Source organism: Bacillus sp. FSL K6-0042 (assembly GCF_038006685.1).
Classification (GTDB): Bacteria; Bacillota; Bacilli; order Bacillales; family Bacillaceae_G; genus Bacillus_A; species Bacillus_A pseudomycoides.
Window position 1 is genome coordinate 2,044,200 of sequence record NZ_JBBOVS010000001.1, and the last position, 14,806, is coordinate 2,059,005.

The 14,806-nt window shown below is 34.9% G+C and carries 15 protein-coding genes; 6 read left to right on the forward strand and 9 right to left on the reverse strand.

The genetic code is table 11. The features are described from left to right. Nucleotides 1-5 precede the first annotated feature (5 nt). The 5 genes from MHH45_RS10585 to MHH45_RS10605 all read right to left on the reverse strand — a co-directional run bounded on the left by MHH45_RS10585 (nucleotide 6) and on the right by MHH45_RS10605 (nucleotide 5,979). Nucleotides 6-593: a competence protein ComK gene (locus tag MHH45_RS10585; protein WP_088094105.1), complete on the reverse strand. Its 588-nt coding sequence runs from the start codon at nucleotides 591-593 to the stop codon at nucleotides 6-8. A gap of 809 nt (nucleotides 594-1,402) precedes the next feature. After that, nucleotides 1,403-1,606: a cold-shock protein gene (locus tag MHH45_RS10590; RefSeq protein WP_003195857.1), complete on the reverse strand. Its 204-nt coding sequence runs from the start codon at nucleotides 1,604-1,606 to the stop codon at nucleotides 1,403-1,405. Nucleotides 1,607-1,958: 352 nt separating this feature from the next. Next, on the reverse strand, nucleotides 1,959-3,236 hold the full coding sequence (gene aceA, locus MHH45_RS10595; protein WP_077295449.1) for an isocitrate lyase: 1,278 nt from the start codon (nucleotides 3,234-3,236) through the stop codon (nucleotides 1,959-1,961). Nucleotides 3,237-3,257: 21 nt separating this feature from the next. Then, nucleotides 3,258-4,847, reverse strand: coding sequence for a malate synthase A (gene aceB / locus MHH45_RS10600; RefSeq protein ID WP_016113728.1), 1,590 nt, complete (start codon nucleotides 4,845-4,847; stop codon nucleotides 3,258-3,260). A gap of 259 nt (nucleotides 4,848-5,106) precedes the next feature. After that, complete coding sequence (locus MHH45_RS10605; protein WP_033671042.1) at nucleotides 5,107-5,979, reverse strand: DMT family transporter; 873 nt, start codon at nucleotides 5,977-5,979, stop codon at nucleotides 5,107-5,109. Between the two features lie 666 nt (nucleotides 5,980-6,645). On the opposite strand from MHH45_RS10605, the gene MHH45_RS10610 reads away from it, so the two are divergent. From MHH45_RS10610 to MHH45_RS10620, 3 genes are read left to right on the forward strand one after another with little or no spacing between them, the layout of a single operon-like run. Beyond that, complete coding sequence (locus MHH45_RS10610) at nucleotides 6,646-6,987, forward strand: PadR family transcriptional regulator (RefSeq protein WP_016113726.1); 342 nt, start codon at nucleotides 6,646-6,648, stop codon at nucleotides 6,985-6,987. Next, nucleotides 6,980-7,462 carry a hypothetical protein gene (locus tag MHH45_RS10615; RefSeq protein ID WP_088094104.1) on the forward strand — a complete coding sequence of 161 codons (483 nt, stop codon included), beginning with the start codon at nucleotides 6,980-6,982 and terminating at the stop codon, nucleotides 7,460-7,462. The genes MHH45_RS10610 and MHH45_RS10615 overlap by 8 nt, the downstream gene beginning before the upstream one ends. Beyond that, entirely contained in the window at nucleotides 7,459-7,986 is a 528-nt protein-coding gene (locus MHH45_RS10620; RefSeq protein WP_016113724.1) for a permease, read from the forward strand. The genes MHH45_RS10615 and MHH45_RS10620 overlap by 4 nt, the downstream gene beginning before the upstream one ends. A 446-nt stretch (nucleotides 7,987-8,432) precedes the next feature. Here the strand turns inward: MHH45_RS10620 and MHH45_RS10625 are convergent, their stop codons facing one another. After that, nucleotides 8,433-9,695 (reverse strand): M48 family metallopeptidase, encoded by a 1,263-nt coding sequence (locus MHH45_RS10625; RefSeq protein WP_016113722.1) that lies wholly within the window; start codon nucleotides 9,693-9,695, stop codon nucleotides 8,433-8,435. 157 nt (nucleotides 9,696-9,852) lie between these two features. Between MHH45_RS10625 and MHH45_RS10630 the strand changes: the two genes are divergently transcribed. Further along, on the forward strand, nucleotides 9,853-10,437 hold the full coding sequence (locus tag MHH45_RS10630; protein ID WP_016113721.1) for an SCO family protein: 585 nt from the start codon (nucleotides 9,853-9,855) through the stop codon (nucleotides 10,435-10,437). A gap of 183 nt (nucleotides 10,438-10,620) precedes the next feature. Here the strand turns inward: MHH45_RS10630 and MHH45_RS10635 are convergent, their stop codons facing one another. The 3 genes from MHH45_RS10635 to MHH45_RS10645 form a co-directional block, all read right to left on the reverse strand. Then, a complete protein-coding gene (locus MHH45_RS10635) occupies nucleotides 10,621-10,809 on the reverse strand; it encodes a hypothetical protein (protein ID WP_016113720.1) in 189 nt (62 codons plus the stop codon). Nucleotides 10,810-10,819: 10 nt separating this feature from the next. Beyond that, entirely contained in the window at nucleotides 10,820-11,119 is a 300-nt protein-coding gene (locus MHH45_RS10640) for a hypothetical protein (protein WP_016113719.1), read from the reverse strand. 215 nt (nucleotides 11,120-11,334) lie between these two features. Next, nucleotides 11,335-12,162: a CPBP family intramembrane glutamic endopeptidase gene (locus MHH45_RS10645; RefSeq protein WP_016113718.1), complete on the reverse strand. Its 828-nt coding sequence runs from the start codon at nucleotides 12,160-12,162 to the stop codon at nucleotides 11,335-11,337. 141 nt (nucleotides 12,163-12,303) lie between these two features. On the opposite strand from MHH45_RS10645, the gene MHH45_RS10650 reads away from it, so the two are divergent. Both MHH45_RS10650 and MHH45_RS10655 read left to right on the forward strand, forming a co-directional pair. Further along, nucleotides 12,304-13,008: a response regulator transcription factor gene (locus MHH45_RS10650; protein ID WP_016113717.1), complete on the forward strand. Its 705-nt coding sequence runs from the start codon at nucleotides 12,304-12,306 to the stop codon at nucleotides 13,006-13,008. A 9-nt stretch (nucleotides 13,009-13,017) separates the two neighbouring features. Next, on the forward strand, nucleotides 13,018-14,802 hold the full coding sequence (locus MHH45_RS10655; protein ID WP_016113716.1) for a sensor histidine kinase: 1,785 nt from the start codon (nucleotides 13,018-13,020) through the stop codon (nucleotides 14,800-14,802). Nucleotides 14,803-14,806 lie beyond the last annotated feature (4 nt).

Sequence of the window (14,806 nt, forward strand, 5' to 3'; positions counted from 1 at the left end):
AATTATCATTCCTTTTCGTCTTCTTCTTTCACAAGATATGCTTTTTCATACGCAGGCTTCAATGTAGATATATATTCCTTATCGACTTGCTTAAAATGAAGCCCCCTTTGTTTATCTTTACGCTCCTCATACTCTGTCCGAAGTTTTGCGGTTCGATTTTGCTGATTCTCGAAACTACTCTTTGATATTTCTAATTTCACTGCGAGGCCATTGATAAATCGAATGATTAAGTTACCATCTGCTAATTCTTTATTGTTTTCAATATGGAAGTGAGACAACCAGGCACATTCCTTTCTAGAATAAGAATACGTAGGAAAAAAGTAAAGTTGATCTGTCGGGCTAATCGCAATGGGTGCTTTGTGCGTAATACGTGTTAACTCTTTTGTACCGTCTTTTCTACCTAAAAAACTAGATCCGTGCTTGCGGCAACTTCGTTCGACAATATCAAGCGGCTTTTGAAACATGAAAAAAGAGTCTTCTACCTCAACCACTCGCGTTACAATACGTTTTTCTCCTAAAATAACTGGAAGTAAGGCCATAGTGTTCTTGTTTACGACATAGTTTTCAACGTAGCGTTCTACTTGTTCACCCATCTTACATTCGCTCCTTCATTATTTTTTCTTACAATCCATAACAGCAGCTGCATGGATAATTGTACCATCCAAAACCCAAAATAGTTAATATTTTCAAATATTTTACATTTTCTTATAAAACTTTAAAAATTCATAATATTCCTTCATATAAATATCTATATAAAATCTCCATATTTCTCTACAGGAAAAAGATATATTGTTATATAAAAACAGAAATTTTCTTTTTTGAAATATTTGTAACATAACAAAATCTCATTTCACATATATGATTCAATAAACTTGTACAAAATTACCTATTCCCTATATATTTCCACACCCATTTACGTATCTCTCTTACGGGAAAAATAAAACTTTTATCATTTTAACCGAGAAGACCCCCTCCTCTAAATGAAGTGAAGGTGGGGGTAGTTCAATAATAAACAGCTTTCCGCACTTACTGACAGAAATCCTTATCAATCAGTCCTTTACGAATAATTTACTTCTCATCTAAACCCTTTACTTTCTGTACAATTTTGAAGTAGAAGTATTACTGTCTACTAATAGAAAATAGATTCACTTGTTTTTTCATTTAATATTTACATGAAAGGTACATGTTCAATATTAAAGATCGTAATATAAAAAGTTATTCTAATATTAAATATATCCATTTGTATTGTTTATTATTTTTTCGGTAGATGTTTTACAATCGTCGGCTTAATTGTAAAGGAAGTTTTTTTGCTACGCTCAAACTCGAATGGAAAGATGATTACAAAATTCTCAACAAAAAAAAGGATGGCATATGCCATCCTTTTTTATCACGTACTATAAAATTATAGTTTTACAACGTTTTTAGCTTGAGGTCCGCGGTTGCCATCTTCGATTTCGAAGCTAACTTTTTCGCCTTCTTCTAAAGATTTGAAACCTTCAGTTGTGATTGCAGAGAAGTGAACGAATACATCGTTTCCGCCTGGAACTTCGATGAAACCGAAACCTTTTTCATTGTTAAACCATTTTACTTGTCCTGTTACTGTCATAATTATTTCCTCCTAAGAAAATATAAGTTTTTTTAGTCTGCATACATAAAAAAAGAATCCACACATTATCAAATACGAAACATAAAACAGTTCTCACATACTTTTTCTCGTTCGTTTTCAGCACTTGATAATATATGGATTGCTTGATTTAGTTATTCAACTGAGATAATCATAGCATATTTAAAATAGAATGTACAATATTTTTTGAAATTCTATTTTTCTAATTTTTGGTATCCCTCATAAAACAAAGCATTACTAGTACAAATTTTACTTCATAATAAAATGAAACTTCCCTCAGCGGGATACATACAAAAGAAAAGCAGGTGCCCTTAAAGGACACCCGCTCCCTCACTTACTTCGTAAACTGCGCCTCTTCCGTAGAACCTTTCAAGGCCGTTGTAGAAGATGTTCCACCTGTAATCACTTGTGCCACTTCATCAAAGTAGCCTGTTCCAACCTCTCGCTGATGACGCGTTGCAGAGTAGCCGTGCTCTTCTGCTGCAAATTCTGCTTGTTGTAATTCAGAATATGCTGCCATACCGTGCTCTTTATAGCCACGTGCGAGTTCAAACATACCGTAGTTTAATGCATGGAATCCTGCAAGTGTTACGAATTGGAATTTGTATCCGTATGATGCAATTTCTTTTTGGAAGTTTGCAATCGTTTTTTCATCTAATTTTTGTTTCCAGTTAAAAGATGGGGAACAGTTATACGCTAGTAATTTCCCTGGATATTTCTCATGAATCGCTTCCGCAAAACGCTTTGCATCTTCTAAATTCGGTTCAGATGTTTCACACCAAACAAGATCTGCATACGGTGCATATGCTAAACCGCGCGCAATTGCTTGGTCGAGCCCCGCGTTTGTACGGTAGAACCCTTCTGGTGTTCTCTCTCCTGTAATAAATTCTTGATCAACTGGATCAATATCACTCGTAATTAAATCCGCAGCATCTGCATCCGTTCTTGCTACAATAATTGTTGGCACGCCCATTACATCCGCAGCAAGTCTAGCAGAAATTAGATTACGTACCGCTGTTTGCGTTGGTAGTAATACTTTTCCGCCTAAATGTCCGCATTTTTTTTCTGAAGATAATTGATCTTCGAAGTGAACGCCTGACGCGCCTGCCTCAATCATACCTTTCATTAATTCAAACACGTTTAACTGTCCACCAAATCCTGCTTCAGCGTCCGCAACAATTGGTACAAAATAATCTGTATCACCGCTTCCTTCCATATGCTGAATTTGATCTGCACGCTGCAGTGTTTGATTAATACGCTTTACAACAGCTGGTACACTGTTCGCTGGATATAAACTTTGGTCCGGATACATGTGCCCGGATAGATTGGCATCCGCTGCCACTTGCCAACCGCTCAAATAAATTGCTTTTAATCCTGCTTTCACCTGCTGCATCGCTTGGTTTCCTGTTAACGCACCAAGCGCATTAATATAATCTTCTGTATGAAGTGATTCCCAAAGCCTCTCTGCCCCGCGGCGTGCTAATGTATGTTCAATATCAATTGACCCGCGCAGACGAATTACATCCTCAGCAGAATAAGGACGCGTTACCCCTTTCCAACGTTCATCTAACTCCCAGCTTTCTTGTAAATTTTGTACTCTTTCGTTTTTCATCTCTTCCATCCCCTTTTCCTTTTATAAAATCTCGTAACCTGGTAATGTTAAAAATGTTTCAAATTCATCATTACGCACCAAATTAGTAAAAAGCTTTGTTGCTTCTACAAATCTACCTTTCTCAAACTGTTCCTTGCCAATCTCTCGTTCTATTTTCGCTAGCTCTTCCGATTTAAACTCTTCTACTAAAGCAAATGTAATCTTGCGACCATCGTTTAGCTTCCCGCCTTCATGACGAATCCATTGCCACACTTGCGCACGTGAAATTTCTGCCGTTGCCGCATCTTCCATCAAATTATAAATCGGTGCTGCCCCGCGGCCACTTAACCATGATGCAATATATTGAATGCCGACGCTAATATTCATACGAAGCCCTTCTTCTGTAATCGTTCCCACCGGTACTTCTAACAAATCCTTTTCTGTTACATCAATCTCTTCACGCTTTCTAAAAATTTGATTCGGTGTTTTCATAATGTGATTAAACACTTCCCGCGCAACCGGTACAAGTCCCGGATGGGCAACCCAAGTCCCGTCATGTCCATCTAAAGCTTCACGTTCTTTATCAGCACGCACTTTTTCAAAAGCAGCTTCATTTGCTTCCGGATTATTTTTAATCGGGATTTGTGCTGCCATTCCGCCAATCGCTGGTGCATTCCGGCGATGGCACGTTTGAATCACTTTTAAAGAATATGAGCGCATAAAAGGAGCCGTCATCGTAACTTGCGCTCTGTCCGGAAGTAGAAATTCGTTATGGTTACGAAAGCTTTTTAAGAAACTAAAAATATAATCCCACCGCCCACAATTTAATCCTGCTGAGTGGTCACGAAGTTCATATAAAATTTCATCCATTTCAAAAGAAGCGTGGATTGTTTCTAATAACACTGTTGCTTTAATCGTTCCATTCGGAATCCCGATATATTTCTGTGCAAAAATAAAAACATCATTCCACAACCTGGCTTCTAAATAGCTCTCCATTTTCGGTAAGTAAAAATATGGTCCGCTTCCTTTTTCTAATAATGTTTTTGCATTATGGAAAAAGTACAAACCAAAGTCAACAAGACTACCTGACATATTTTCTCCATCAACTAACATATGTTTTTCTTCTAAATGCCAGCCGCGCGGACGAACAATAAGTACAGCTGTTTTATCATTTAAACGATATTCCTTTCCATTAGGATTCTTATATGAAATCGTTCCCTTCACTGCATCTCTTAAATTAATTTGGCCATCCATCGCATTTTGCCACGTCGGCGAATTAGAATCTTCAAAGTCTGCCATAAAGAGATGTGCGCCCGAGTTTAAAGCATTAATAACCATCTTACGATCTACTGGTCCTGTAATCTCCACACGACGATCTTCTAAATCTTTTGGAAGCGGGGCAATCGTCCAATCTCCAGCACGTATATGTGCTGTTTCTGGTAAAAAGCTTGGAAACTCCCCTGCATCAATTCTTTTTTGCTTTTCCACACGTTTTTGCAGTGAATTTTTACGGCGTGTATTAAAATTCTCATGCAGCTCTTTTAAAAAAGTAAGCGCTTCCGGTGTCAAAATTTCTCCATACGCCGGTAATACTTCTAAAGCGAGTGTAACCCGTGAAGTTTGCGTCGACATATTAGCATCCCCTTTATAAACTGTTTTATAACAGATTTGATTTTATGTTTTATATTATATAACAAATCTTCAGAAAAGGAAGGAGTTTTTTGAAAATTAATTCTCTTTTATAACATCCATTTATTCAAAGTCGGCACTTTTCTTACTAATAAATGAAGTATCATCGTATTTTGCAGCATATTTAAAGCTCTTACCTGTTACCCTTTACTAAAACAAAACGAGTGCGGTTGTTATATAACAACCGCACTCGTTTTGTTGGTTATGTTTTACTTTCATTTTCTCCTAGTACTACTGTCTTTGTTTTGGATTTTCGAAAAGTAAGTGCCATTCCAGCAAAAATAAGGATAATCCCCGCTGTCTGCATTGTAGTCGGGCGAAATCCCGTAAATACTGTATCCAATAGAATGGCTACACCTGGATCCAAAAATACTAATACAGAAATAAGTCTTGTTGGTAAATCTCTTAAACTATCAAAAAATAAATAATAAACAAAGCCAGTATGAATAAGTCCCGTCGCTGTAATCGCAATCCAATTACTCTCTGTTAACCCTTGAAACGCTCCAAAGTCTACAAATGGTAGTAACAGAAATATCCCTAAAAAAGTTTGCAAAAATGTCATTGCATACGCACTCGTCTGTTTAATCCCTTTCCCTAACAAAGTGGTAAATGCGTAAAATAATGCTGCAAGAAGTGCCCAAACCATCCCGGAAGACATCAGTTTTTCTATAGATACACTCCCATCCATACCTGCGACTAACACAGTACCTACAAAACAAATCAGAATTGAAATAATAGACAGCACTGTTAATCTTTCTTTAAACACGACACTTCCAATGATTAATACAATAATTGGTGCAAGATGATACACAGAAATCGCAATCGTCACTGACATGACTTCAAAAGCTTTAAATAGAAACACCCAGTTAAAAACAAGAAAGACACCACACGCTAATATTTGCAGTATTTCTTTTCGATTCCACTTTTCTTCTTTAAACTGACCTGTTGCAATCCAACATAACGTTAAAAATATAGTGGCACAAATACAACGAACAAATACTAATTCAAATGATGGTAAATTTGTTTTTACTGAAAAAAATCCGATTGAGCCAAAAATAGACATCGATATGATCATTTTTATAGCTGGCAATGATTTTGTTTGGAATAACCTATTTGTGGCGCTCCTTTGAAACAATCTAAACAACCCCCATTAGTTTAAAACGCACATTTACATTTCAAATTTCGTAATATTCTCAATTTTAAATATACACTAAGATGAATGGCATGTAAAAAATCGTAAAGATACTTAAAGCCATTTATTCTCACGAAGTGGCATTTGCAATCCTCATTCCTTTTACAATGTAAAGCATCCTTGTAAAAAATAAAACAAAAATAAAGATGATAAAAGGCAATATAGAAATACTCGTTTCTCCCGTTATAGCCACCTGTATATTTTACCATATTTTACATAAAAATATTTTTTCCTTAACAATCTATTTTGATTTTCTAACATATACATCACGGCTATGTAAACAAAAAGTGACATCCTCTCTTTTGTTTTCACATGGCATGGGGTGAAAATAGGCTCTGACCCTTCTACGTGTGGACGGATCCGTTTGTAGCTTTAGAATAAAGTTTGATCAAAAACATGTTGTTTATTTTAGAATTGACATGAAATTATATTAAGGTTATACTGCCAGTAACATATAACTGTTAACGACAGTATAATGTTACTAACAGTATAATGCTGTTTGGATAACAAAACTATTTTTTACATTTCATTAAGGAGGTTAGATGTTTTATGAAACACACAGGGAGACATACAGGTGCATTTCTTTTACTGTTTTTAACAGAGGAAGATAGTTATGGAGGGAAACTTCTGCAGAAATGTGAGGAAGAGCTTCCCATCAATCCAATTGATAGTGCCATTATATACCGCACCCTAAAAAAATTAGAAAACGAAGGTGCTGTTGAGTCTTATTTGGACACATCTGATCAAGATAAGCCGAGAAAGATGTACAAAATTACTACAGTGGGAAAAAAACAATTAGAAGAGTTTCAAATAGATATTGAAGAAAAAATGAAAAACTTATCATTTTTCTTAGACAAATATAAAGACTGGAAAGAGTCTAATCATGATTAATGGCGCTCTCCTTTACTCTTTAGCCATTATTCTTATCAGTATTTCTTTTGTAAAGGATCGGAATAAAACAAAAGATGCTCTATTAAAGTCATGGAAAATGTTTCGTAATCTTATACCTTCCATGCTATCAATTATGCTTTTCGTTGGACTATCACTATCTATATTAACGCCTTCCTTCATTTCTTCCATCATTGGGGAAAAATCTGGATTCATCGGTATTGTTTATTCAGCAATAATTGGCTCTGTTGCACTCATTCCAAGCTTTGTTGTGTTTCCTCTTGGAAATGCATTAGTCCAAAATGGTGCGGGCCTCCCTCAAGTTGCGGCATTAATGTCTACATTAATGTCAGTAGGAATCACAACTTTACCGATGGAACAAAAGATATTTGGGCGAAGTTTTGCTTATTCTCGTAATGCATCTGCATTGTTAATGTCTCTCATATTCTCGTATATTATTTGGGTGGTGATGGTATGAATGAATTAAAAAGATATCGTTTTTTTTTCATTTTACTATTGGGACTCATTATATTAACTTTTATAAACCATTCGTTGGGATGGAGCGCATTTCAATTAACAGGAAAAAGCATTTTAGATATGCTCTTTCTACTTCCTCCTGTCTTAATATTCGTAGGTTTGCTTGACAAATGGGTGAAGAAAGAAACATTAATTAAATATATGGGGAAAAAATCTGGCATCTATGGCATCTTGTTCTCCCTATTATTAGGAGGAATTGCAGCCGGTCCCCTCTATGTCGCTTTTCCAATCGCAGCACTTTTATTAAAAAAAGGAGCGAGCATACGATACATTGTATTTTTTCTAGGAGTTTGGACAACTGCAAAATTACCGGTTATTGTATATGAATTGGCTTCATTTGGAGTTAAGTTTACACTCATTCATATTTGTTTTGGTCTATTATTTTTCTATTTAATGGGTATTATTTATGAGAAGTTCTACGACCAACGACAATTGTTGAAATATGATATAACTAAAGAAATATAGATCTCGAGGAATGATTTTTTAAGCCTCTCAATCCTAGACCCTTTTGTATTTGATCAAAAAGACTTCATAAACTAGCATTGTAAAATAAAGAATATGGCAAATTAATAAAAACCAGTTGTATCTAAACAGATACAACTGGTTTTTATCCTTCATGGTTCATTATTGATTTAACACATTGTACAAAAAAAATGAATTTAATTTGCTGTTTATAAGTAGTCTATTTTTTCACTTCCATCTTTTTTGGTTTCCACATATAAATCACGGCTACGTAAACAAAAGAGCCCTTCCTCTCTTTTTCTCTTTTTGTTTTCATATCGCATGGGGCGAAAATAGGCTCTGACCGCTTCTACGTATGAGCGGATCCTCTCTCCCATCCCAAAAAGAAAGGTTTTATCTCTCCCCAATTTGCATTCACATAAATAAAGAAGCAGCGTCACCGCTACTCCTCATTTCTTCCGCTTCTCATACTGCTCAAACACATGAATTCTTTCAAAAATTGGCGGATGTGTATACAAGAAAAATTTCACTAACGCCGGTGGATTCACTTGACTTAAACTTGTTTTCGATAAATACTGGAACGTCTTTACACCAGAATTTCCATCCTTCGTCATATCTAAAGCATATTGATCGGCTGCCCGTTCTTCTATACGTGATACGTAGTTTGATAGTGGGCTTACTGCAAAAGACAACACAGAGGAGATAAGAAAAAATAATGGGATAATCGATAAGCACGCCACCTTTGATAGGCGCAATGTATCTCCCCATTTTCTGAGGCACATATTGATAATACGGCTAATCAAATACATCCCTATAAACGTTAACACAATATAACTCGCCACACCCCAATATATATGTTTCATCACGTAATGTCCCATTTCATGAGCCATAATAAATAAAATCTCTTTATCTTTTAACTGCTGGAGCGTTGTATTCCACAATACAATTCGAGAATTCAATCCAATTCCTGTCACATATGCATTTAGGGCCGTTGTTTTTTCAGACATGTTCACTTCATATACATGCTCAGCTGGAATATCTGCCCTGTCCGCAATTGCTAAAATTTTCTTCTCCAAGTCTTTATTTTGCAATGTAGAAAAATCATTGTATAACGGATCAATTACAACGGGCTGTACAAAGGTTAAAAAAATTGTAAACGGTACTGACAAAGCCCAACCAGCTAGCCACCACCGCTTCGGAAATTTATAAATCAGCCATAAAAGAACAGAAACACTGAGAAACATCATAATATAATTTATCCAAAAATCAATTACATGATCTTTTATCCAACTCGCTGTGGATTGCGTTGAAATACCGTAATCAATTGAGATTTGATGCCCCATCCATTGCAGAGGTAATGCAAGAACGGTTGTAAGCAATGATAAATAAAAGAGATAGATAGCAACTTGAATAACCCGTACTTTCGTCGTTTCTTTTGACCATTTTTCAAAACGATTTGATATACCTAAAACAAGCACAAACAATAAAATAATCCATTCAAGAGGCGTCGCTAAAAAAAAGAGTAAATTTTTCACACGCGAATAATCTTGACTTAATGTAAGTTCCTTTGCATTCATAAACGTCTGTGGATCAGCACTCGTTCCTTTATACATATCTGGAATAATTTCATGATTCCATCCAAATAAATACCAATATATAAATAATGCAAAACCAACGTACAAAAAAAGCGACCACTTCACAACCTTCTTCACGGTATCTCCTCCTCTATGCTGCCTGTCTCTTATTATTGTAAGTTCGTTCCTCCTAAAATAGAACAAGCTAATACATCGAATTGTCATGCAATTTTCAATCCCTCCCCATAAATTTTCGGATTTTTCTTATAAAATAAAATTAGGAGGAGGATGGAAATTGAAAAAAATTTATATTACGTTTACATTAGGTTTAGTTATCGTAATTGGAATTGGAATTTACTATTTTACAGATTATCGTAAAGCTTCTGCTGAAATACCACGTGGAATCGTTATGGAGGATGTAAATGGTACAACGTTATCTTTTGATCAACTACCAAAAAAACTTAAACTCGTAGAATTTATATACACAAAATGCCCTGATATTTGTCCCGTTACTACATACAAAATGAAGCATTTACGAGACGAACTAGAAAAGGATAAACTATTTGGTAAAAAAATTGAATTTATTACAATTACCATTGATCCTAAGTTCGATACAAAAGAAATATTAACTACATATGCCAACACATTTGAAATGAAAAAAACGAAAGGGTGGCACTTACTTCGCGGTAATGAAGATGAAACGAAAAAACTAGCAGATACATTTAACTTTCAGTACCGCGATCCAGGAAGCGGGCTCTATATTCATACTTCTAATTCCTATTTACTCGATGAAAATGATCGTTTAATTGAAGTCTTCGGTATGGGAGAACGTGGTTTTAACAGCAAAAAAGTGCTTGAGAAAATTAAAAATGCATTATAAAAACCTCTTCATCATTCGAAGAGGTTTTTCACACATATTATTCTATATAAACTATGCTACGAAACTTTAAACCTATCCATTCTACACTCTCTATTTATCCAGCATTAACGGGCAGTAAAAGCCCGATTGGTGAGGGCTTTTACTCAGCGGGTGATGAAGCCCCCCACTGATTAAAGTTTCACTTTATCTCTCTGTATGTTTCTTCGGCTCATATGTTGGAATAAGAAGCGCACTCGCAATCCAGCAAACAAGACCGAAACCACTTATATATTTCCCGTATTCATAATGGTTTAGATAAACCTTCCCTACAAGAATTAAGATAAATCCAAGTAAAACAACTACATAGCCAACTTGTTTTTTCGACAATGCCAATCAGCACTCCTTATTGAAAAATATTAATAAAAAAACTTAAATCCCGAAAAGAAATGGAGCTATATTTCATAATTCCTTGTACAGCTAGAAGTAGTATAAGACCAAGTACACATATATAATTAATCCCATCTTCACTTCTTTTCTCAACTACAATACCGCCCCCAATGCATAGTAGCCCTAGAAGATGAAGTGCTAAATAAACAAAAAAGTATGCTTCATTCCAGCGAAAGCCTACATTCACTGTTGTAATCACAATTAAACTCACCATAATCACATAAAACAATTTATTTGATTGAATTGTTTCATTCATAGAATCATATCCATTCCTTTCTATATAAATCTTTTTTGATTTTCCAGCATACAAATCGCCGCTATGAAAACAAAGGGTGATCTGCATTTTTATTTTCACTTAGCATGAGGATGAAATAGGCTCTGACCGCTTCTATACATAGACGGATTCTCTCTCCAGCCTAAAAAAGATAGGTATATCTTTTTTATTATTCAATAAATTCTACGTTCTCTAACCTATAACTCTCTCATTTTATTCATATATACTACCGGCACCTCTTTATTCATATAACGACGATTCACGAACAAAAAGACTAGTACTAAATTTAATCCAATGATAAAAATAATAAGTCCTGTAAAAAATGGAGTTTGATTAGAAAAATCCGCAAAGCTTATCATTTCTTCCTTACTGAACATAAAAGATGTAATAAGTACGATTGCATTATTTAACATATGAATACTAATCGGCATCAGTAAGCTTTTCGTCCGAATATATACAATTGATAGTACGATACTAAACATGACAGCACTAAGGAAATCAATATGAAAACATCCAAAAAGAAGCGCTACAATAACCATTGCTTTACCGGTTCCCCATTTCGCTGCAAAACGCTGAAATAGAAATCCCCTAAATACAAATTCACATACAATAGGAGCTACTAGTACGATTATTATAAATTGATATATGTATCCGCCCGCACTCCCTATAATTGGTTCATGTAATATATTTATAATAAAATCCGGTGTAATCCATACAAAGCTATACATATACAATACAAGATATCCATAACTAAAAAGGCATAGCATTCCCGTAATCATTAAAACTTGTAAAAGATTAAATGATTCTCTTCTATTCACAAATAAAGTAAATGGAATACGATGGCGCTTACATTGATACCATAACCAAAGTGATGGAAATATGTAGAGTACAAGTATGCTTGCAAAAGAAGAAATTGATATATGAAATGTATTCTCTAACAATTGTTTACTAATACGTTCAATCAAAACAAGTAGTGTAAATACAATCAAAAAATATCTGGCTCGCATCGAACAAAACGGATTCACACTCATCTCCTCCCCTATGTTACATTTATCATATCATTCGAATCTTATTTTTAAGCAAAGAAAACCTTAAATTTTCCTTAAAAATCCCATAACTTACAAGAAAATGTTATGATATTCGATGAAAATAGGGGGCGATTCAGATTGTATAATGCAAATGTTTTACTTGTTGATGATGAAACGGCAATTTTACAACTATTAACTACTATTCTACAAAAAGAAGGATTTTCTCATATTACAACTGCTACATCCGCAGAAGAAGCTTTACTATTCGTAGAACAAAATCGTTATGATTTAATGATTCTAGACATCATGCTTCCAGGACAATCTGGTTTTGACATTTGTCCAATCATTCGTCAAAAAACAGATTGTCCAATTTTCTTCCTAACAGCAAAATCATCTGATTTAGATAAAGTATCTGGCTTCTTATACGGGGCAGACGACTATATTACAAAACCATTCAATCCGCTTGAGGTCGTCGCTCGTATAAAAGCTCAACTTCGAAGACATATGAAACAAACTACACAACCTATGAAAGAGACACACTTTATTTCATTTGGGAGATTTCAGGTCGATAAACATGCAGCTGAATTGCAAGTAGATGGAAACGTTGTTGAATGTTCAGCTCAGCTCTTTCAACTACTACTCTTTTTCTGTGAACATCCTAATTACGTATTTTCAAAAGAAGAAATATACGAAAAAGTATGGGGGGCTCCTGCTTATAATGGCGATGACAACACAGTTATGGTTCATATTCGAAAACTACGTGAAAAAATTGAACTTGATCCAAGTAACCCACAGTACATCAAAACTGTTCGCGGACTTGGTTATAAGTTCATCGCAAAGTAGGTAACGACGATGAACTTAAGTAGAAGGCTTATTATTCAATTTATTATCCAGCACATTTTCGTCTTGTTTACTCTACTCATTGCAGTCATCGTCGCTTTCGTCTACCTGGGGCATCTTTTTAGTACGACCCTTTATGAACCAAATGTTCCAGAGTTTGATAACTTTACTGTGTCTCAGCATGTTTCTTCAGAAAACGGACGTATTACATTAAGTTCTGAGGTAAAAGAAATGATTGAGGAGAAAAATGATTGGCTTCAAATTGTCGATAAAAATGGAAAGGTACTCTATGACTTCAATACTCCTGAAGATGTTCCTGGTTCTTATACAAAAACAACATTAGTTGCTTATTTGCAGCATCATATACAAAGCCCTTACAAATTTACATATTGGGACATTGAAGTTAAAGAGAAGGAAGCAATTGTGATTTATGGCGGGAAGCTAAAAAGTAATACTTTACTGCAAGAGTTAAAAGAAAAACACAGTTCACCATTATCAGCTGAATTTTCTTTAACAGAAAAAGAAAAGAAACAGTTTACCGCAGAAGGTGCTACGCTGCAAATATTTAACGCACAAGGAGAAGAGATTTTTGCTTATCCGAAAACAAAAAGAAACTCCTTTTCAGCCATTCAAGCTGTACTTTCTGAAAAAGAGCCTTGGAATCACAAAGAAAATATCTCGAGTTTATATAATCCAGAGGACCAAACCTTATTTACCATAACAGTAAAAAATGATCATTACTATCCATCTGATATGAATGAAGATTTATTAACAAAAAAAATATTCATAGGATTTGGAGTTATTATTCTAATCGCTTTTGTCTACTTAGTTATTCTTTCTATTTGGTACGGAAGAAAATTTGGTAAACCATTATTACACACAATGCGTTGGCTCAAAAATATAGCTAGTGGAAAATATGAAGAACCGGTAAGTAAAAAAGGAAGAACAGTTCGCTTCCGGCGCTCAGGTAAAGAAAAATGGTCATTCAGACTGTTTAAAGATGTAACAAATGCTCTAGAGCACCTTTCTATTACACTTAAAAAAAATGAGTCCATACGACAAGTTATTCAACAAACACGTGAGGAATGGATTACTGGCCTCACTCATGATTTAAAAACACCACTCAGTTCCATTTATGGGTACTCTCTATTACTAGAATCGAAACAATATAACTGGGATGATAACGACATTCAACAATTCGGTCGTATTATACGCGAAAAATCTCAATATATGACAACATTAATTGATGATCTAAGCTTAACTTACCAATTAAAAAACAACGCAATTCCCTCTCAGCACGTTAAAGTTGAGATTAATCAATTTGTCCAAAAAGTCTTGTTACAATTTATTAATAACCCGACACTTCAAAATCAAAACATAGAATTTGTTCCTAGTTCCAATGCAATTCATTACTCTATTGAAGAAAAATGGTTCCAACGTATCATTGAGAATTTATTAACAAATGCAGTAAAGCATAATAATGAAACAACAAATGTTATTGTAAAAATCGGACAGAATAAACAATCTTTTACACTTTCTATTTCTGATAATGGAAAAGGAATGGATGAGCAAACGAAAGAGCTTTTATTTGAACGATATTACCGCGGTACAAATACTGAAGAAAACAACGCAGGAACAGGTCTTGGCTTAGCGATTACAAAACAACTTGTTCTTGCACATAACGGTACGATTTCCATTGAAAGTGAAATTGGAAAAGGAACAACCATTAATATGGTATTCCCTTTCTCACCTAATGATAAAAGAGGGTCTTACCATAAATACATGATACAGAAATAGGCAT

Bases quoted from the DNA above. Each gene is read 5' to 3' on its own strand.
- MHH45_RS10590 (WP_003195857.1), bottom strand. From the start codon at position 1,606: ATGACAGTAACAGGACAAGTAAAATGGTTTAACAATGAAAAAGGTTTC.
- MHH45_RS10610 (WP_016113726.1), top strand. From the start codon at position 6,646: ATGAAACACACAGGGAGACATACAGGTGCATTTCTTTTACTGTTTTTA.
- MHH45_RS10620 (WP_016113724.1), top strand. From the start codon at position 7,459: ATGAATGAATTAAAAAGATATCGTTTTTTTTTCATTTTACTATTGGGA.
- MHH45_RS10640 (WP_016113719.1), bottom strand. From the start codon at position 11,119: ATGAATGAAACAATTCAATCAAATAAATTGTTTTATGTGATTATGGTG.
- aceA (WP_077295449.1), bottom strand. From the start codon at position 3,236: ATGAAAAACGAAAGAGTACAAAATTTACAAGAAAGCTGGGAGTTAGAT.
- MHH45_RS10615 (WP_088094104.1), top strand. From the start codon at position 6,980: ATGATTAATGGCGCTCTCCTTTACTCTTTAGCCATTATTCTTATCAGT.
- MHH45_RS10605 (WP_033671042.1), bottom strand. From the start codon at position 5,979: ATGATCATATCGATGTCTATTTTTGGCTCAATCGGATTTTTTTCAGTA.
- MHH45_RS10585 (WP_088094105.1), bottom strand. From the start codon at position 593: ATGGGTGAACAAGTAGAACGCTACGTTGAAAACTATGTCGTAAACAAG.
- aceB (WP_016113728.1), bottom strand. From the start codon at position 4,847: ATGTCGACGCAAACTTCACGGGTTACACTCGCTTTAGAAGTATTACCG.
- MHH45_RS10655 (WP_016113716.1), top strand. From the start codon at position 13,018: ATGAACTTAAGTAGAAGGCTTATTATTCAATTTATTATCCAGCACATT.